Genomic DNA, 17,330 nt, shown 5'->3' with positions numbered 1-17,330 from the left:
TGGACATCCGATGTTTGGCAGGATAGCGGCCGATGGGAGGTGCCCGCGTGAAGGTCGCCCTGTTCATCACGTGTTTCAACGACACGGTGTTCCCGGAGACGGGCAAGGCCGTGGTCCGGGTGCTGGAGCGCCTCGGCCATTCGGTGGTGTTCCCCGCGGCGCAGACGTGTTGCGGGCAGATGCACTTCAACACCGGGTACCAGCGGGAGGCCGTGCCGTTGGTGCGGCGGTTCGTCGAGGTGTTCGCCGACGCGGAGGCGGTGGTGGCGCCGTCGGCGTCGTGCGTGGCGATGGTCCGCGAGTTCTACGGCCGCGTCGCCGAGGTGGCGGGCGACCGGAAGCTCGCCCGGGCGGTCACCGAAGTCCAGCCGAAGGTGCACGAGTTCACCGAGTTCCTGGTCGACGTGGCTGGGGTGACCGACGTGGGTGCCTACTTCCCGCACAAGGTCACCTACCACCCGACGTGTCACGGCTTGCGCATGCTCGGGCTCGGCGACCGGCCGGTCCGGCTGCTTTCCGCGGTGCGTGGCCTGGAGCTGATCGATCTCCCGCACAGCACCGAGTGCTGCGGGTTCGGTGGCACGTTCGCGGTGAAGAACGCGGACGTGTCCGTCGCGATGGGTCAGGACAAGATCGCGCACGTGCTCGGCACCGGGGCCGAGGTGCTCGCCGCCGCGGACAACTCGTGCCTGATGCACCTGGGCGGCCTGCTCTCCCGTGGCCGCTCGGGCGTCCGCGTGATGCACTTGGCCGAGATCCTCGCCCACGAGGAGGTGCCCGCGTGACCGGCGCGTGGATGGGGATGCCCGCGTTCCCCGATGCTGCCCGCGAAGCGGTGCGGGACAGCCAGTTGCGGGCGAACCTGCGCAACGCGACCGGCACCATCCGCGCCAAGCGTGCGCGGGTGGTGGCCGAGCGCCCCGACTGGGAGCAGTTGCGGGTGGCGGGGGAGCGGATCAAGGACCAAGCCCTGCGCAACCTCGCCGACCACCTGGTGGAGTTCGAGCGCAACGCCACCGCCGCCGGTGCGCACGTCCACTGGGCCCGCGACGCGGCCGAGGCCAACAAGATCGTGCTGGAGCTGGTGCGGGCCACCGGATCGAGCGAGGTCGTCAAGGTGAAATCCATGGCCACCCAGGAAATCGAGCTCAACGAGTCGCTGGCCGAGCACGGGATCACCGCGGTGGAAACGGATCTGGCCGAGCTGATCGTCCAACTGGGACACGACAAGCCGTCGCACATCCTGGTGCCGGCGATCCACCGCAACCGCGCGGAGATCCGGGAGATCTTCACCCGGGAGATGCCCGATGTCCCGGCCGGCCTGACCGATGCGCCGATCGAACTGGCGGGAGCGGCGCGGGCACATCTGCGCCGCAAGTTCCTGTCCGCCCGGGTCGGGATTTCGGGGGCGAACTTCGCGGTCGCCGAGACCGGCACGTTGGTGGTGCTGGAATCCGAGGGCAACGGGCGGATGTGCCTGACGCTGCCGGAGACGTTGATCAGCGTGGTGGGGATCGAGAAGGTGGTGCCGACCTTCGCCGACCTCGAGGTGATGATGCAGTTGCTGCCCCGGTCCTCGACCGGGGAGCGGATGAACCCGTACACGTCGATGTGGACCGGTGTGGCTCCCGGTGACGGGCCGCAGGACGTGCACATCGTGTTGCTGGACAACGGCCGCACCGATGCGCTGGCCGATGAGATCGGCCGGCAGGCGTTGCGGTGCATCCGCTGTTCGGCCTGCCTGAACGTGTGCCCGGTCTACGAGCGCACTGGCGGTCACGCGTACGGGTCGGTGTACCCGGGGCCGATCGGCGCGATCCTCACCCCGCAGTTGCGTGGGGTGGCCGCCGACGCGGTGTCGGCTTCGCTGCCGTTCGCGTCCTCGCTGTGCGGAGCGTGCTACGAGGTGTGCCCGGTGCGGATCAACATCCCGCAAGCCCTGGTGCACCTGCGTGGCCAGGTGGTGGACGCGAAGCGCGGCAAGCCGTCGGCGGAGCGGCTGGCGATGGTCGGCATGGGCTGGGTGTTCGGATCGCCGCGGCGGTTGCGGTGGGCGCAGAAACTGGCCGCTCTCGGTGGCCGGGTGCTCGGTCGCCGGGGCCGGATCGGGCGGCTGCCCGGCCCGGGAGCGGCGTGGACCGACACCCGGGACCTGCCGGTGCCAGGGCAGAGTTTCCGGGACTGGTGGGCAGACCGGTGAGCGCGCGCGACGAGATCCTGGCGCGGATCCGGTCGGCACTCGAGGGCGCCGAACCGGCCCCGGAGGTCAGCCGGGACTACGCCCGCACGGTCGCCGGCGACGTCGTGCGCCTGGCCGCGGAGCGGATCGCCGACTACCGGGCCACCGTTACCTTGACGACCGCGACGGCCTTGCCCAACGCGATCGCCGCGCGGCTGGTGGCCAACGGCGTCCGTCGTCTGGCCGTGCCCGCCGACCTGCCGTCGTCGTGGGTCTCGGACTTCGACGGCGAATTGGTGCAGGACAACGGGTTGAGCAACGCCGAGCTGGATGGGTGCGACGGAGTGCTGACCGCCAGTGCCCTCGCCATCGCCGAGACCGGCACCATCGTGCTCGACGCCGGGCCGGGACAAGGACGGCGGGCATTGACGTTGATCCCGGACTACCACCTGTGCGTCGTGGCCGCGGATCGCATCGTCGGGACAGTGCCGGAGGCGGCGGAACTGCTCGATCCGAAGCGCCCGTTGACATGGATCAGCGGCCCGTCGGCCACGAGCGACATCGAACTGAACCGCGTCGAAGGCGTGCACGGGCCACGAACATTGGATGTCCTCATCGTCGAATGAGCCAGTACTGTCGCCGACGTGACAACGCCGGAGACGTCTCGCTCTGCGCAGCGGGAGATCAAAGCACCCGCCGAACGGGTCTGGGATCTGCTCGCCACCCCGGACGAGCACCACCGCTTCGACGGCTCGGACATGGTCGGCGAATCGCTGACGCCCGGGAAACTCACCCGCGTCGGCGACGTGTTCACCATGGAAATGCTCTACGTGAGCCCGGAGGTGACCGACCGGTACCGCACCGACAACCACGTGACTGTGCTGGATGCGCCGCGGTGCGTCGAGTGGGCGGTTGCGCCGGCCGGCAAGGAGTTGCTGGGGTGGACTTGGCGGTACGAACTCGAACCCTTGGGGCCGTCGTTGACGCTTGTGACGTTGACCAATGATTGGTCGGGGACGCCGGAGCGGGTTATGCGGCGGTTTGGGGTGCCTTTGGTTTCTGAGGCTCAGCTGGCTGTTTCTCTTGAGTTGCTTGCTGCTGCGGTTGAGAGTTTCTAGTTGGCTTTCGGGATCTCAACCTCGGGCTCAATTGTTTAGCACGCTGCGGTCAGCGTCAAGGGCGCCTGCGGCGTCGGCTTCGCCGATTGCTTCGCAACCCTTGACCCTGACCGCAGCGTGCTAAAGGGCGCCCGGACGAGGTTGAGGGGCGGTCTGGTGTTCGCTCTTTTGTTGGGTTGCGTTGCCGGGCTGCGGTTGCGTTGTTTGTGTCGTTGATTTGTCGGATTGAGCCCGGTTGGTGTTGCGCCATTTGGTCGTATGTTGTGGTATGATGGGGTTATGGACCTGGGGGATCTTCAGTCGCTTGTCGCCGAACGTCGGCGGCTTGATCTGGCGATCCTGGATTCGATTTCTCGGGTGGATTGGCGTGAGTCCGGGTATCTGCATTTGTGGCAGTTCCTGATGGACGCGCTACGCGTGGGTCGACGCGAAGCCAAGCTGTTGGAGACGCAGGTTTCGCTGTTGTGCCCGAAGGTTGGGATCACTGGTCAGGTGATCCCAGCGAAGCTTCCCTCCGCCCGGGCGGCGATGGCCGAGGGTGCGATCTCCACTGAGCACGTGACTCGGATCGCGAAGACGGTCGCGGCGGTGCCCGCTGAGCACGCCGACCAGGTCGAAGCGGATCTGGCCGAGCTGGCGCGGGAGTTCAACCCCGTTCAGCTCGCCCGCCTGGGCAAGCGGATGGTCGATGTTCTGAACCCGGATGGTGACGAACTGGACGATCCCACCGTGATGGAAGCGCAGAACATCCTGGATTTGCAGGAGCGCGAGGATGGCTCGCTGGAGGGCCGGTTCAAGTTGGGCGCGGAGACGGCTGCGGTTCTGCGCCCTTTGTTGTCGTCGCTGACTGCGCCGCAGCCGGGCGATGACCGCATCTTGATCGAGCGTCAGGGTGATGCGCTGGCGGAGGTGATCCGCTTCGCCGCCGACTCCGGGCAGGCTCCGGTGGAGGGTGGCGAGCGCCCGCACATTGCGGTCACGGTCTCCCTGGAGACTCTGCAGACCGTGATCGGCAAGGCCACTCTCGACGACGCCCGGTGGATGACTCCCGAGCAGGCCCGCCGGTTCGCTTGCGATGCGGAAATCATCCCGGTCGTGCTGGGTAGCAAGTCCCAGCCAATTGACATCGGCGAATCGAAACGCCTGGCCGACAAGCGATTGCGCAGAGCCCTCGCCATCCGAGACAAGGGATGCGCAGTCCCCGGATGCGAACGAACACCCAACCAATGTCACGCCCACCACGTACAACATTGGGCTGACGGCGGTCCTACGAGGCTGGACAACATGGTGCTGGTGTGCCAATTCCATCATCGCCTGATCCATCATGCCGGTTGGCAAGTCCACATGGACAGCGGCCTGCCGGTGTTCACCAAACCACCGTGGGCGCGCACCGCCTGACGCCACGGCGGCTGCCGGCCCGCGCTGCGGGCGCTATCTGCGGCGCTGCTCGCCACGCTCGGCCGCTGTCGCTACCCCGACGGCCGAGGTTGGCCGAGCAGTCTGCCCCTCAACCTCGTCCGGGCGTCCTTTAGCGCGCTGCGGTCAGGGTCAAGGGTTGCGGAGCAATCGCGGAGCGACGCCGCAGGCGCCCTTGAGGCTGACCTCAGCGTGTTAAACACTTGAGCCCGAGGTTGAAGGGCAACAAGGGAAACCCGCTAAGACAGCGAGCCCAACCGACCCAGCCAAGCCCTCGGCTAGCGGCCAGACCACCAATGGACCACCCGCGGCAGCCCCCACTACATAGCCGGAAGCAAGGCGTCGACAGCCGGCTTGGGAGTGGTCGCCGGTTCGATCAAGTGGTGCTCGGCGACCGCACGGTTGTACCTCGTGAACATCTCCGCGAGGGTGCGCAGGTCCGCATCGCTCCAACCGGCCAGCAGCTCCGCCGTGCCCGCGCGGCGCTCCGCGCGCACCGTCTCCATCGCGGTCAAGCCCGCCTGCGTCGGGGACACGATGCTGCGCCGCCGGTCGGTGTCCGACGGGCGGCGCGCCACCAACGACTTCCCCGCCATTGCCGCCACTTGCCGGCCGACGGTTGACGGGTCCAGGCCGAGGGCGGCAGCCAGGCCGCAGATGTCCGCGGGGCCGGTCGCGTCCAACGTGCGTAGCAACAAGTACTCCGACCGGTCCAGCACGGGTGCGGGCGTGCGCCGTCGCAGCAGCTCGAAGTTGCGTACGAGGACGGCGGCCGCCACCTCGATCACGCCGAGCGTGTCGTCCGTGTCCACCGTCACTCCCGCCCTGGATATCGGGGTCATACCTGTGTTTACCGGTACGATACCGGTATATGGGTGACGACATGAGGACCACGAGCTGGGTCGGAGAGTTGTGGGACCGGTTCGTCGCCTGGGACCCGGGCCTGGGCCGGCTTCGGTTGGCCGTCGCGGGCGCGCTCAGCATGGCCAGCGCGCTGGGCGTCGAGTTCGCGATCTTCAGCGTCGCCGGCGCCGCCGCGCAGACGACGCTCGTCGCCACGCTGCTCGGCTCGGTCGTCGCGATGATGGGCTCGATGGCCCTGCTCAACGAGCAGGGTGCGGGCACCAAGATCCTCACCGCGGCCTTCTTCCCGGTCGCCATCGGCGTCGGCATCCTCGCCGGGGTCGCGGTCGGCGGGCACACCGATCTGATGCTCGCGGTGTTCGTCGCGGTCATGTTCGTCGCCGTGTTCGTCCGGCGCTTCGGTGTCGCGTTCTTCTTCTACGGCTTCATGACGTGGATGGGCTACTTCTTCGCCGCCTTCCTGAAGGCGACCATGGCCACGGTGCCGACCCTGCTGATCGCCGTCGGCATCGGCACCGCGTGGGTGCTGCTCCTGTCGCTGACGTTCATGCGCACGAACCCGTTGCGCACCCTTGGCCACGTCGTCCGCGCCTTCGACGCCCGTGCCCGCGCGGTCGCCCGCGCTGGGGCCGACCTGCTCGAAGACGTGGTCGAAGGCCGCCGAACGGAGCGCGCCCGGCGCGCGTTGCGCCGCCAGCAGGACCGGCTCGCCGACGTCGCGTTGCTGGTCGAGGGCTGGTCCGGCGAGCCCGGTGCGCTGCCCGAGGGCTGGTCGGGACCCGCGTTGCGGCGCCGGCTGATCGACGCGCACCAGGGCGTGGACACCATCGCGGCCGCGGCGCTCGCCCTGGCCGACGGCGACCGCGGCACCGCGCGCGAAGCCCTGCGGCTGCTCGACCGCCTGGCCCGCCACGACGACGCGGCCGCCGCACGCCTGGCCCGCAACCTGACCAGTGCACCCGAGCACTGGCCCGCCCGGCACCTGGCCGTGGCCACGCTGGAGTTCGTCGAGCTCGCCGCGAGCCGCTCGGTGCCGCCGCCCGCGGCGGCCGAGGTCGACGAGTTCGAACCCGCGGTCAGCCTGGCCATGGGCAACCTGCCCGGCTCGGCGTCGGTGGCCGCGGACGTCCCGGCCCGCGGCGGCCGCTGGAACCCGCTGGCCCGCGTCGACCTGACCACGCGGCAAGCCGTGCAGGTCGCGGTCGCGGGCGCGCTCGCCATCGTGCTCGGCCGCGAGCTGGACACGACCAGGTACTACTGGGCGGTGATCGCCGCGTTCGTCATGTTCGCGGGCACGGCCACCCGTTCGGAATCCTTCATCAAGGGCGTGAACCGGGTCGTCGGCACGCTGGTCGGGCTGTTCGCGTCGATCTGGTTGGCGGACCTGACCTCCGGCAGCACGGCGCTGGTCCTGATCACCATCGTGGCCAGCATGTTCTTCGGGTTCTACCTGCTCCAGGTGTCCTATGTGTACATGATCTTCTTCGTCACGATCATGGTCGGGCAGCTCTACACCGTGCTGCACCAGTTCAGCGACGGCCTGCTGGTGCTGCGGCTGGAGGAGACCGCGGTCGGCGCGCTCGCGGGCTTCGTCGTGGCCCTCGTGGTGCTGCCGCTCAGCACCCGCGACACCGTGCGCACCGCCCGCGACGGCGTGCTGACCGCGTTGGCCGAATTGCTCGACGCGGCAAGCCAGTGCCTGGCGGGCGAGTGCTCGCCGGCCGGCCTGGATGCCCGCTCCCGCGGCCTGGACGACCGGGTCCGCGGCCTCGCGCTGGTGGCGAAGCCGCTGACCCGGCCGCTGGTGTGGCGCAACAGCCCGTCGCGCACCCGGCACCGTCTGACCCTGTACGCGGCGCTGGCCGGTCACGCGCGGGCGCTCACCGTGGCGTTGCGTCGTCCCGGCCCGCGCCAGGACGCCGAGCGCGCGGCGCAGGCGAGCCGCTCCCTTGCCGCTGCCGCAACGGAACTGACCGCCGCCACGCCCGGCCGGCGCGAACCGGCGGCCGAACGACCGCTGGCCGACGCCGATGCCGCCTTGTTCGACGGTGGGTGCACGCCCGAAGACCTGGCCAGTGACCCGGTGCGCCTGCCGTTGATCCACTTGCAGCACTTGTTGTGCGAACTCGCCGAACCGGGCGAGCCGTTGTCGCCACGCCCGTTGCCGACCGCTGCCGTAGCTCTCTAAGCCTCGTTGGCCGCGAAGGTGGCCTTGTCCCAGAGCGCGAAGTAGAGCACGTCGGTCCAGTAGCTCAGGCCGAGCGGGTACTCCGTGCGGTCGTCGCGGGTGTTGTCGAAACCGTCGTCGAACACCAGACCCTCGAAGGCGCCGGTCGCCTTCGCCAGGATCGCGCCCGCCGCAGCCGGGTCGTCGGGCAGGGCGTCGATGGCGGCACCGACCCGCTTGCACTCCTCGAGCTCGCGCTCGACGCACGCGCGCATCCCGTCGGCGAAGTCCTCGGTCATGCAGTCAAGCTCGACCGTCTCGAGCAGCAGGAACTTGTCCCGGTGCTGGTCGAGGAAGCTTCGGTCTCGTCGAGCGTCGTGTTCAGCTCGGTGGTGCCGAGGGTGCGGGCGGCCGCCGCGAACCTGCGCAGGCGCGCGAACCCGGCGTCGAAGTCGCCGCTGATCGCGTACAGCGCGGTCTTCGCCTCCGGCGGGTCGTCGTCGAAGCCGTCCGAGATGAGCGACGGGCACAGTTGCGGGTCGCCGGACAGCAGGACGCGGAAGGAGAACGGCACCGCGTAGGGCCACTCGGACAGGCCGCTGATCGTGTCGGGGCGGTCGTCGTAGGCGGTGGGGCGGTTGCTCAAGCTGTACAAATAAGACCGATTTGCCATGGTCGGATCCTACGGTTGAGCACCGACACGTTCGCGGTGGTGGGCCACGTGGACGCGCGTGGCGCAGCGGGTGGAGCAGTACCGGCGCCGCCCGTTGCGGGAGGTGTCGACGAAGGCGGTCGTGCAGCCGTCGCTCGCACACACGCCCATCCGGTCGCCGTCCTCGCAGAGCAGGTGCGCGAGGCCGCCCGCGGTGTAGGCGCAGATCCGGCGCAAGGTGTCGTCGTGCGCACCGGAGTAGTGGATGTGCGCGGGCTTGCCGTCGTGGCGCGTGATGTACGGGCGGCACGCCGACTCGGCGAGCAACGCGTTGACCATGTCGACCCGCACGTCGTTGTCCGGCTCGGCGAACACGGCGTGCAGCCGTGCCGACCACTTCGCCAGCGCGCGTGCTTGCCGCGGCGTCGGTTCCGTCACGGACATCCCGTGCGCGCGCACCGTGGCGAACTGCCGCTCGGCGGTCTGCTCGTCCAGGTTGGCCAGGTCGACGGCCACCTGGGCGGCCGGCCCACCGTAAGGGTTGAAATGCACTGAACCATTACAGCACAGTGGCCGGTATGTGCCCAAGATGTGGATGCCCGGTCGCCGAACTCCCACAGCACGGCCGTCCGCACGGCTCCGTCACCTACCACCGCTGCGTGTGCGGGGCGTGGCTCGTGCGGGCGGACGGTGTGGTGGTCGGCGCCACCCGGCCGGTAGCGTGCGCGCATGGCGACGCGCTCTTGGTGGGGTTGGGGGACCGTCGAGAACGCGGTGCGCGGGGACGAGCGTGACCGGCTGACCGCACGGGTGGCCGCGCTGCTGCCCGGCGCCGATCTGACCGTGCACGAGCCGCCCGCGCTGCCCTCGCTCGATCTGCCTGCTCCGGTTGTGGCGCCGCCCCCTTCACTGGCGCGCCTGTGCTCGTCCTCGGTCGAGGACCGGGCCGCGCACGGCCACGGCAAGGCTTTCCGTGACGTGGTGCGGAACCTGCACGGCTCGCTGGCGTCGGTGCCGGACGTGATCGCGCGGCCGCGCACCGAGCAGGACGTGATCGACCTGCTGGACTGGTGCTCGTCGGACATCGCGGTGATTCCCTACGGTGGCGGCAGTTCGGTGGTCGGCGGGATCGAGCCGCGCTTCGACGGCCCGGCCGTCACCGTCGACCTGGGACACTTGGCCGCGGTGTCCGAAGTGGATTCAGTGAGCCGGGCGGCCCGCATTCAGGCGGGAGTTCTCGGTCCGGCGCTGGAAGATCAGCTGCGACCGCACGGATTGACGTTGCGGCACTTCCCGCAGTCCTTCGAGTTCTCCTCGCTCGGTGGCTGGCTGGCCACGCGCGCTGGCGGGCACTACGCGACGCTGTACACGCACATCGACGACTTGGTCGAGTCCTTGCGGGTGGTGACGCCGTCGGGGGTGGCCGAGTCGCGCCGGCTGCCGGGCTCGGGAGCCGGACCGTCGCCCGACCGGTTGTTCCTCGGCTCGGAGGGGACGCTGGGGATCATCACCGAGGCGTGGCTGCGGGTGCAGGAGCGACCGCGGTGGCGTGCGCGGGCTTCGGTGGAGTTCGCGTCCTATGCGGACGGTGTGACCGCGGCTCGGGTTATCGCGCAGGCGGGGTTGTACCCGGCGAACTGCCGGTTGCTGGACCCGGCGGAGGCCTTCATCAACGCCGGCGCTTCGGCCAGCGTGCTGGTGCTGGGATTCGAGTCGGCCGACCACCCCGTTGCGTCCACCATGGATCGCGCGCTGGAACTGTGCCGTGATCACGGTGGGGTCGTGCAGTCCTCGGACGAGGCGAGTTCGGCGTGGCGGTCGTCGTTCTTGCGGATGCCTTATCAGCGGGATGCGCTGGCGCAGCAGTCGATGATCGTCGAGACGTTCGAGACCGCGTGCACCTGGGACCGGTTCGCGTCCCTGCACTCGGGCGTCGTGGCGGCGGCGACGGCGGCGATCAAGGAAGTGGCCGGCGCCGGGGTCGTGACGTGCCGGTTCACCCACGTCTACCCGGACGGTCCGGCGCCCTACTTCGGCGTCTACGCGGCCGGGCGCTGGGGGAGCACGGTGGCGCAGTGGGACGAGATCAAGGCGGCGGTCTCCGAAGCGATCGTGGCGGCGGGCGGGACGATCACCCACCACCACGCGGTGGGCCGGGATCACCGTCCTTGGTACGACCGGCAGCGACCGGACGTGTTCGCCGCGGCGTTGCGTGGCGCGAAGTCGGCGCTGGATCCGACGGGCATCTTGAACCCCGGGGTCCTGCTGGATCCGTGATCCACACTCGAGCGCTGTTTCCTTTGCCCCTGAACAAAAGCAGACCCCCGCCCTCCCGGGGGGCAGCCCTAGTCCAGTCTATCGAGCATGGGCAGGGAGCGGGGGGTCACGACCGGATCTGTGGATAACTGGTCGGCTGTGGATAAGTGGATGGTCAGGCGGCGAAGAGCTCCGCGTAGCGCGGGGACCGGGTCAGGAGCTCGTCGTGGGTGCCGACGGTGGTGTCGGCGCCGTCCATGACGAGGATTCGGTGGGCCCGCAAGGCCGACGCGGGCCGGTGCGCGATCACGACCAAGGTGCCGCTGCGGGCGGCGAAGGCGCGTTCGGCGCGGAGTTCGGTCGCCGGGTCTAGATGGGACGTCGCCTCGTCCAGGATGACGATCGGTGCCGGGTGCGCGTAGATCCGGGCCAGGGCAAGGAGTTGGCGCTCGCCGGCGGACAGCTCCGTCGCGCCGTGGCCCAGCTCAGCGTCGAGGCCGCCCAGGCGGGCGATCAGGTCGGCCGCACCCACGGCTTCGACGGCGGTCCACAGGCGGGCGTCGTCGGCGTCGGGGGCGAACAGGGCCAGGTTCTCCCGCACGGTGCCGGTGAACAAGTACGCCTCCTGCGGCACCAGCGCCATCATCCGGTGGCGCCGCTCGGCGTTGACCTCGCGCACGGGCATGCCGCCGAGGATGACCACGCCGCCGTCCGGGGCGAGCATGCCGGTCAGCAGACCGGCCACTGTGGACTTCCCGATGCCACTCGGCCCGACGACGGCCAGGTGTTCGCCGGGCGCGAGGGTCAGGTCGAGGTCGTGCACGATGGGTTCGGCGCCCGCGCCCCAGCGGAACGTCACGCCCCGCGCGACGACCTGGTCGCCGACCGGCACCGCGTGCCCTGGCCGCCGCGGTGGCAGGTCCGCGACCTCGGCCAGGCGCCGCAACGCGACCAGCAACCGCAGGATCACCGTGGTGGCCGCGGAAGCGAGACCCTGCAACGCGGGCTGCAGCGTCGCGGTGAGGTAGACCAGCGAGCCGAGCGCCGCGCCCGCGCTCAGCTCGCCGGCCGCCACCATCCCCGGGGCTGCTGCCAACACGAGCACCAACGGCACGAACCCGCCGATGGCGATCACCAACGACCGCAACGCCGACGCCCGCGCCATCGCCACCGCGGCCCGCGCTTGCGCCTCGATCGCTCCCGACACGCTCGCGGCCGCCGCTTGCTCGCCGCCGCAGGCGACCACGTCCCGCATCCCGTCGAAGATCGTGCCCGCGCGCTCGGCCGTGCCCTCGTCCGCGAGCGCGACAGCCCGCTGCCGGGCGGCGATGCTGGGCAGCAGGCAGGCGAACAAGCCAATCGTGACAACGACTGGCAGGGTCACCAGCCACCCGAGCGGGCCCGCGATGGTGACGACGCCGAGGAGTGCGCCCGCCGTGGTGACCAGCAACCCGCGCGTCTGCACGAGGAGCCCGGCCGTCGCGTCACGCACCACCTCGACGTGCTGGGTGAGGCGGGCGACGCCACTCGCGTCGGGCTGGTTGCGCGGCGGGGTCGGCGCTTCGAGGATCCCGCGCACCACCCGCGCGACCAAGGCGTCGCGCATCGGCTCGACCAACGCGCCGACGTGACGCCACACCAACCGCGACCCCATCGCCCCCGCCACCGCGACCGCCGCGAACACGCCCAGCCAGGTCAGGCCCACGCCCGGCGCCCCGGCCGCGAATCCCTCGTCGACCGCGAGCTGGACGAGGCGGCCGGAGAGGAAAGCGGGAACGCCTTCGAGCAACGAACAGGCGGCCAGGACGAGGACCGCCCGCCACCGCCCGGCCAGCGCGGTCCAGTAGAGGCGCCTGACCCCGATCACCGGCCGTCACCGCCTTGGCGCGCGAATGGTGGATCGGCGCGGCGGGTGGAGGGCTGCGCTCGTGGGGTAGGCGGAGTTTCGTCGGCCGCGCGCCATTGCTCGGCGGGCGCGGGCCCGCAACCGGTTGTGGGCCGCGCGAAACCTCTGACGCCGTTACCGACCGGGTGGGCGGGGGCCAAGCACCAGTGAATCGCCTTGCCCGCAAACGTTTTCGCTCTCGCGCGCGCGTGACAAGCCCCACCCTGCCCTTGGGGGCTCCCCGAGGTCCAGTCTATCGGTTGGCGGGGGCGGGAACGGGGTTTGGCGGGATCTGTGGACAACCGGGTGCCTGTGGAAAACCTCAGTGACGGGAGGGTTGTCATGAGTCGTCCCCGGTGAACAGAGCGCGGTAGTCGGGGTCTGCCCACAGGTCCTGGTGGGCGGCGAAGCCGCGGAGTTTGCCGTTGTCCAGCCAGACCACGTGATCGGCGCGGGCCGCGGTTGCCGCGCGGTGGGTCACCACGATGCGGGTGCGGCCGGGCAGCGCATACCGGAGCGCGTCGGTCACGCGCGCCTCGGTCACCGTGTCCAGGCTGGCGGTGGCGTCGTCGAGGACGAGGACGTTGGGGGAGCGGACCACCGCCCTGGCCAGGCCCAGGCGCTGGGCTTCGCCGCCCGAGAGCGGGGTTTCAGCCAGCGGCGTGGCGTAGCCCAGGGGCAGGCGCACGATGAGGTCGTGTACTTGGGCGGCACGGCACGCCGATTCGATCGCGTCGTGGCTCGCGCGGGTGCCGTAGGCGACGGTGTCGGCCACCGAACCGCCCAGCAGCGCGGGGCGTTCGAAAGCGTAGGCCACCAAGTGGCGCAACGCTTCGGGGCGCAGGTCCGTCACCGGGACTCCATCCAGGAGGACGCGGCCGCGGTCGGGCTCGGCCAAGCCGCCGATCAGACCGACCACTGTGGACTTGCCGGAACCCGAACGGCCGACCACCGCCACCACTGCGCCACCCGGCACCGTGAATTCCACATCGGACAGGATGCCGGCCACGCCGACGTGGTCGAAGGTGATGGCACCGGGGCCGGGCAGGGCCAGGTGGGTGCCGTGCGGGGCGCGCGGTGCGTCCAGCACCTCGGCGATGCGCTCGGCCGACGAACGGGCCCGGGCCAGGGTGGTCAGCACGGGGATCTGGCCGACCAGGCCCATGCCCAGCCCGACGTAGCCGAGGGCGGCCAGCACGTCACCGAACGACAACCTCCCTTGCAGGACGCCGAACCCGGCCGCGGCCAGCACCGCCAATTCCACCGCCGGGTACAACAACGCGGCCCGCCAGACCATCGACGCCTGCGCACGCCACATGCCGCTGCCCGCCGCCGCGAGCTCAGGCAGCGGGCGGAGGACACGGGAAGTTTCCTGAGCCGCGGTCCCGGACGCGGCGATCGTGCGCAGGCCGCGCACCGCATCCAGCAACCGGGCGCTGATCTCGCCGGACACCCGCTGGTAGGTCAGTACGTCGTCGGCGGTGAGCCGGACGTGGCCACGGGCCAGCACCAACGCCGGCGGCACACCGAACACGAACACGAGCGCGAGGCGCCAGTCCAGCAACGCCAGCAGCACGATCGCGCCCAACGACATCACCAAGGACGTCGCCAACTGCACGAAGATCGACGCGATGGCGCCCGCGTTCGTGCAGTCGCCGGCCAAGCGGCTCACGGCATCGCCCGGCGCGAAGGGCGACCGGACCCCGGCACCGATGCGGGCGCGCACCAGGAATCGGCGCAACACGGCGGTTGTCTGCGCGGTGAGCGTCGACGCCAGGAGCCCGCCGACGGTCGCGCCGGCCACCTCCAACCCGCCGACCACGGCCAGGAACACGACCGATACCCGACCGGAGATGGCGGCGTCCACGGCACCGGCCAGAGCGTTCGGCAACAACAGGCCCGCCACCAAGGCGACCAACGATGCCGCGACGACCGCCGCCAGGGTGCCTGGACGCCGGCGTGCCACCTCGATCAGCAGCGTGTCGCCGGCCCGACTCGCCATCCACCGACCCCGTTTCGTCCGTGATGGTGAGCGGGAGCGGCCGCCCGATCCTCCCGCCGCTCCCGCCTCACCGTGCCTACCAGCAGCCGAGCAGGCTGATCGTGCTGTGCGCACAGGCCGCCAGCAGGCTCAGGTGGCTGTGCCCTCCGTGACCGTGGCCGCCGCAGCCATCGCCATCACCGTGCCCGTCCATGAGTTCCGGGCCTTCCATGGCCTGCAGGTCGAGGACAACGTCCATCGGTCTTCCTTTCTCGATCCCTCACCCACCGGCCGGCGGCCGGAGGTCACTGGGCCCTCCCTCACCGAGGAACGGCAACACGGCCCCGTGGCCGTCGAGCACCCCGGCAAGCGCGAGCAGCACGCCCGCACCCCCGGTCACGACGTCCATCGACAGCCGCAGCAACTGGTTGCCGGGGAAGGCGATGCCGCCCGCGTAGGGCACGGCCGTCCAGGCGAAGCGGGACAGGTGCATGGCCACGGCGTCGCGCTGCCCGTGTGCGGCGAGCGCGCTCATCAGCCCGGCCCGGCCGTAGAACAGTCCGGGTTGGACACAGAATTCGGCACGGCACGAATCCAGCAGGGCCGGTACCTGCTCGGCCGTCGGGAAGCCGCCCGCCCGGACCAGCTGCGCCGCGACCAGCGCGATCCCGGCGCTGCCCACGCCCGCGTACGGCAGCGTGCGGGTGCCGTCGCGGACCTGCAGCGAGCCGTCGTCAGTGCGCACGCACTCCTCGATATCGCGGGCCAGCGCGCGGTCGGCGTGGTTGAGCCACGCCACGTCACCGGTCACCTGGTGCAGCCGGATGAACAACAACGCGGGCCCCGACCAGCCGTCGTGCAGCCCCGCCCGGCCGACGGGACCTGGGGCCTCGGCGTGCTCCAGGTCGAGCAGCAGCCGCTCGCCGATGGTCACGGCATCGGCGACGAGGTCCCGGTCGCGGCGCCGCAGGCCCAGGTACAGCCGGGTCAGCCCGATGCCGGCCAGCCCGCTCGCCAGGCCGTGCGCGGAGGTCTGCGCGGTCATGGTGGCCGCCGCCGCGAGCAGGTCGTCGGCCTGCTCCTCGTGGCCGAACGCGTCGAGCACGAACGCGATGCCGTGCGCGCCGTCGAGGAAGCCGGGCCGGCTGGGCCGGGTGCGGATCGCGTTCAGCAGCCAGCGTTCGTGTTCCGGGTAGCGGCCTTCGCCGGCGACGTGCAGCGCGTACAAGATCCCGGCCGCGCCGTAGCCGAAGCACGCGCCGCCCAGCCGGAAGGTCTCGATGTCGCCGGGGAAGAGCCGGTCGGCGCGCTGCAGGGTCGCGCTGGCGAGGATGGCCTGCGCGATCGACTTGCGCACCAGCGGCCAGTCGGGGTCGGTCCGGTCCAGTTCGGTGGGAAGGTGCTCGGCCCGGGTCCGGAGCCCGGCGTAGTGGTTGGCCGGCAACGAGAAACGGCACCGCGTGTGGTCCACAAGGGACTGCAGCTTGCCGGGCGCGAGCTCGAGCAAGGGCGCCACGGGCAGGAAGAGCCAGAGCCGCAGCACGGCGAGCGCGTGCTCGTCGAGCGCGATCCCGGCCGTGCCGTCGGTACTGCGGAAGCCCGGAGCCCCAAGGCCGGGCGGCCTCGGATCGGCGGCGTGGGTGGCCATCTCGAAGTCGACCAGCGACACGCGATCGCCGTCGTCGGTCTCCTCGACCAGGATGTTCTGCGGGTGCAGGTCACCGAACACCACGCCGCGCCGGTGCACCTCGGCGAGCGTCGCGGTCACGGCGTCGAGCACCGCGAGCGCGCGTTGCGTGTAGTCGGCAAGCGCTTGCGAGGTCGCCTCACGCCGGGTCAGCGGGTAGTGGCGGGCGACCCACGAGCCGAGCGGGATGCCCGGCATCGGCTCCATCTCCAGGAACTGGTGCTCCCACACGGTGAGCCGCCGGTAAACCCGCGGGATGCCGGGGATGCCCAGCAGCCGGTCGAGGGCGGCGTGCTCGTCGTGCAGCCGGGCGACGGCGTCGCGGCCGTCGCGGTCGAGCCCGGCGTGCGGACGGGCCTCCTTGAGGATGACCTCGACGCCGTCGCTGGTGCGGGTGGCGCGGTAGACGCCGCCGCCGTTGGAGAAGTGCAGCGGGCTGCTGACCTTGTACGGGAACACCGTCGGGTCGCCCGACCGGCGTGCGGCCAGGTGGGCGGCGAGGCAGCTCGGCAGGCTGACCCAGTCGGGCAGCACGAAGGTCGGCTTGCGCTCGTCGGGAACCAGTTGACCGTCGGGGCGCAGCACGGCCGGCACGCGGGTACCGTCGACCTCGGTCCACCGTGGCGCGAAACCGCCGTAGCGCACATAAAGTGGACCGTCGCCGTAACGCAGGTCGCTCAGAATGTAGGGGCCGGGCTCACCGTCGAGCAGTGCGGACAATTTCGCCAGGGTGGTGGCGAATTGGTCCTCGTCCACCGGGTAAATGGTGACGAGTTTTCCGCTGCCTTCCCGTGGCGCGTACTTGGCGTTGCGGGCGAGCAGGGTGGTGCGGCCGCGCAGGTGCTTGAACGCGAGGCGGTTGGCCGCGCAGTACGCCGCCGTGGTGGCCAGCACGCGGTCCGCGTTGGACAGTGTGGCCGACACGTGGATTTTCCAGCCTTGCAAGGGAAGGACGTGTCCTTCCGGGTGCAGCGAACGCCAGATCCCGCGTTCGGCCGCCACCCAGCCCTGCGGTGCCGGCGCCTGTGCGGTGAAGGCGTCCGCCGGGCTGCCGTTGGCCCGCTGTTCGTCGAAGAACAGCGGATCGGCGAGGCAGAACGCCTCATATCTGAGATCCACGTGACC

General features: G+C 70.7%; 15 protein-coding genes. 7 read left to right on the top strand and 8 right to left on the bottom strand.

What is annotated here, in order from left to right:
- Positions 1-47: 47 nt before the first annotated feature.
- The 5 genes from EV186_RS25935 to EV186_RS25915 all read left to right on the top strand — a co-directional run bounded on the left by EV186_RS25935 (position 48) and on the right by EV186_RS25915 (position 4,695).
- The gene (locus EV186_RS25935) at positions 48-785 is read left to right on the top strand and encodes a (Fe-S)-binding protein (RefSeq protein WP_133851986.1); all 738 of its coding nucleotides are present in this window, start codon (positions 48-50) and stop codon (positions 783-785) included.
- An 11-nt stretch (positions 786-796) separates the two neighbouring features.
- Positions 797-2,200: a LutB/LldF family L-lactate oxidation iron-sulfur protein gene (locus EV186_RS25930; RefSeq protein ID WP_133852181.1), complete on the top strand. Its 1,404-nt coding sequence runs from the start codon at positions 797-799 to the stop codon at positions 2,198-2,200.
- On the top strand, positions 2,197-2,805 hold the full coding sequence (locus EV186_RS25925; RefSeq protein WP_133851985.1) for a LutC/YkgG family protein: 609 nt from the start codon (positions 2,197-2,199) through the stop codon (positions 2,803-2,805). The genes EV186_RS25930 and EV186_RS25925 overlap by 4 nt, the downstream gene beginning before the upstream one ends.
- 18 nt (positions 2,806-2,823) lie before the next feature.
- Positions 2,824-3,297, top strand: a complete 474-nt coding sequence (locus tag EV186_RS25920; RefSeq protein WP_133851984.1) for an SRPBCC family protein — start codon at positions 2,824-2,826, stop codon at positions 3,295-3,297.
- 279 nt (positions 3,298-3,576) lie between these two features.
- Positions 3,577-4,695 (top strand): HNH endonuclease signature motif containing protein, encoded by a 1,119-nt coding sequence (locus tag EV186_RS25915; protein ID WP_166659329.1) that lies wholly within the window; start codon positions 3,577-3,579, stop codon positions 4,693-4,695.
- Positions 4,696-5,033: 338 nt separating this feature from the next.
- Here the strand turns inward: EV186_RS25915 and EV186_RS25910 are convergent, their stop codons facing one another.
- Entirely contained in the window at positions 5,034-5,525 is a 492-nt protein-coding gene (locus tag EV186_RS25910) for a MarR family winged helix-turn-helix transcriptional regulator (protein WP_243754271.1), read from the bottom strand.
- A 71-nt stretch (positions 5,526-5,596) separates the two neighbouring features.
- Between EV186_RS25910 and EV186_RS25905 the strand changes: the two genes are divergently transcribed.
- Positions 5,597-7,765 (top strand): FUSC family protein, encoded by a 2,169-nt coding sequence (locus EV186_RS25905; protein WP_133851981.1) that lies wholly within the window; start codon positions 5,597-5,599, stop codon positions 7,763-7,765.
- Here EV186_RS25905 and EV186_RS25900 read toward each other — a convergent pair.
- Genes EV186_RS25900 through EV186_RS25890 form a run of 3 tightly spaced genes read right to left on the bottom strand, consistent with a single transcriptional unit; the run spans position 7,762 to position 8,948 of the window.
- Positions 7,762-8,043, bottom strand: a complete 282-nt coding sequence (locus tag EV186_RS25900; protein WP_133851980.1) for a hypothetical protein — start codon at positions 8,041-8,043, stop codon at positions 7,762-7,764. The genes EV186_RS25905 and EV186_RS25900 overlap by 4 nt on opposite strands.
- Positions 8,040-8,417, bottom strand: a complete 378-nt coding sequence (locus EV186_RS25895; protein ID WP_133851979.1) for a DUF7822 domain-containing protein — start codon at positions 8,415-8,417, stop codon at positions 8,040-8,042. Before EV186_RS25895 ends, EV186_RS25900 begins: the two co-directional genes overlap by 4 nt.
- Positions 8,418-8,426: 9 nt before the next feature.
- Positions 8,427-8,948, bottom strand: coding sequence for a CGNR zinc finger domain-containing protein (locus EV186_RS25890; RefSeq protein ID WP_133851978.1), 522 nt, complete (start codon positions 8,946-8,948; stop codon positions 8,427-8,429).
- Between the two features lie 177 nt (positions 8,949-9,125).
- On the opposite strand from EV186_RS25890, the gene EV186_RS25880 reads away from it, so the two are divergent.
- Complete coding sequence (locus tag EV186_RS25880; protein ID WP_133851976.1) at positions 9,126-10,673, top strand: FAD-binding oxidoreductase; 1,548 nt, start codon at positions 9,126-9,128, stop codon at positions 10,671-10,673.
- 154 nt (positions 10,674-10,827) lie between these two features.
- Here EV186_RS25880 and EV186_RS25875 read toward each other — a convergent pair whose 3' ends face one another.
- From EV186_RS25875 to lanKC, 4 genes are all read right to left on the bottom strand, one after another.
- Positions 10,828-12,516, bottom strand: a complete 1,689-nt coding sequence (locus EV186_RS25875) for an ABC transporter ATP-binding protein (protein WP_133852180.1) — start codon at positions 12,514-12,516, stop codon at positions 10,828-10,830.
- Between the two features lie 361 nt (positions 12,517-12,877).
- Positions 12,878-14,539 (bottom strand): ABC transporter ATP-binding protein, encoded by a 1,662-nt coding sequence (locus EV186_RS25870; RefSeq protein ID WP_133851975.1) that lies wholly within the window; start codon positions 14,537-14,539, stop codon positions 12,878-12,880.
- Between the two features lie 76 nt (positions 14,540-14,615).
- Complete coding sequence (locus EV186_RS25865; RefSeq protein ID WP_133851974.1) at positions 14,616-14,777, bottom strand: SapB/AmfS family lanthipeptide; 162 nt, start codon at positions 14,775-14,777, stop codon at positions 14,616-14,618.
- A 21-nt stretch (positions 14,778-14,798) separates the two neighbouring features.
- On the bottom strand, positions 14,799-17,324 hold the full coding sequence (gene lanKC, locus EV186_RS25860) for a class III lanthionine synthetase LanKC (RefSeq protein ID WP_133851973.1): 2,526 nt from the start codon (positions 17,322-17,324) through the stop codon (positions 14,799-14,801).
- Positions 17,325-17,330: the final 6 nt, after the last annotated feature.

It is taken from the genome of Labedaea rhizosphaerae, from assembly GCF_004362825.1.
Classification (GTDB): domain Bacteria; phylum Actinomycetota; class Actinomycetes; order Mycobacteriales; family Pseudonocardiaceae; genus Labedaea; species Labedaea rhizosphaerae.
This window is presented reverse-complemented; position numbering and strand designations above follow the sequence as displayed.

Bases quoted from the DNA above. Each gene is read 5' to 3' on its own strand.
- EV186_RS25930 (WP_133852181.1), top strand. From the start codon at position 797: ATGGGGATGCCCGCGTTCCCCGATGCTGCCCGCGAAGCGGTGCGGGAC.
- EV186_RS25915 (WP_166659329.1), top strand. From the start codon at position 3,577: ATGGACCTGGGGGATCTTCAGTCGCTTGTCGCCGAACGTCGGCGGCTT.
- EV186_RS25905 (WP_133851981.1), top strand. From the start codon at position 5,597: ATGAGGACCACGAGCTGGGTCGGAGAGTTGTGGGACCGGTTCGTCGCC.
- EV186_RS25900 (WP_133851980.1), bottom strand. From the start codon at position 8,043: ATGACCGAGGACTTCGCCGACGGGATGCGCGCGTGCGTCGAGCGCGAG.
- EV186_RS25895 (WP_133851979.1), bottom strand. From the start codon at position 8,417: ATGGCAAATCGGTCTTATTTGTACAGCTTGAGCAACCGCCCCACCGCC.
- EV186_RS25880 (WP_133851976.1), top strand. From the start codon at position 9,126: ATGGCGACGCGCTCTTGGTGGGGTTGGGGGACCGTCGAGAACGCGGTG.
- EV186_RS25870 (WP_133851975.1), bottom strand. From the start codon at position 14,539: ATGGCGAGTCGGGCCGGCGACACGCTGCTGATCGAGGTGGCACGCCGG.
- EV186_RS25865 (WP_133851974.1), bottom strand. From the start codon at position 14,777: ATGGACGTTGTCCTCGACCTGCAGGCCATGGAAGGCCCGGAACTCATG.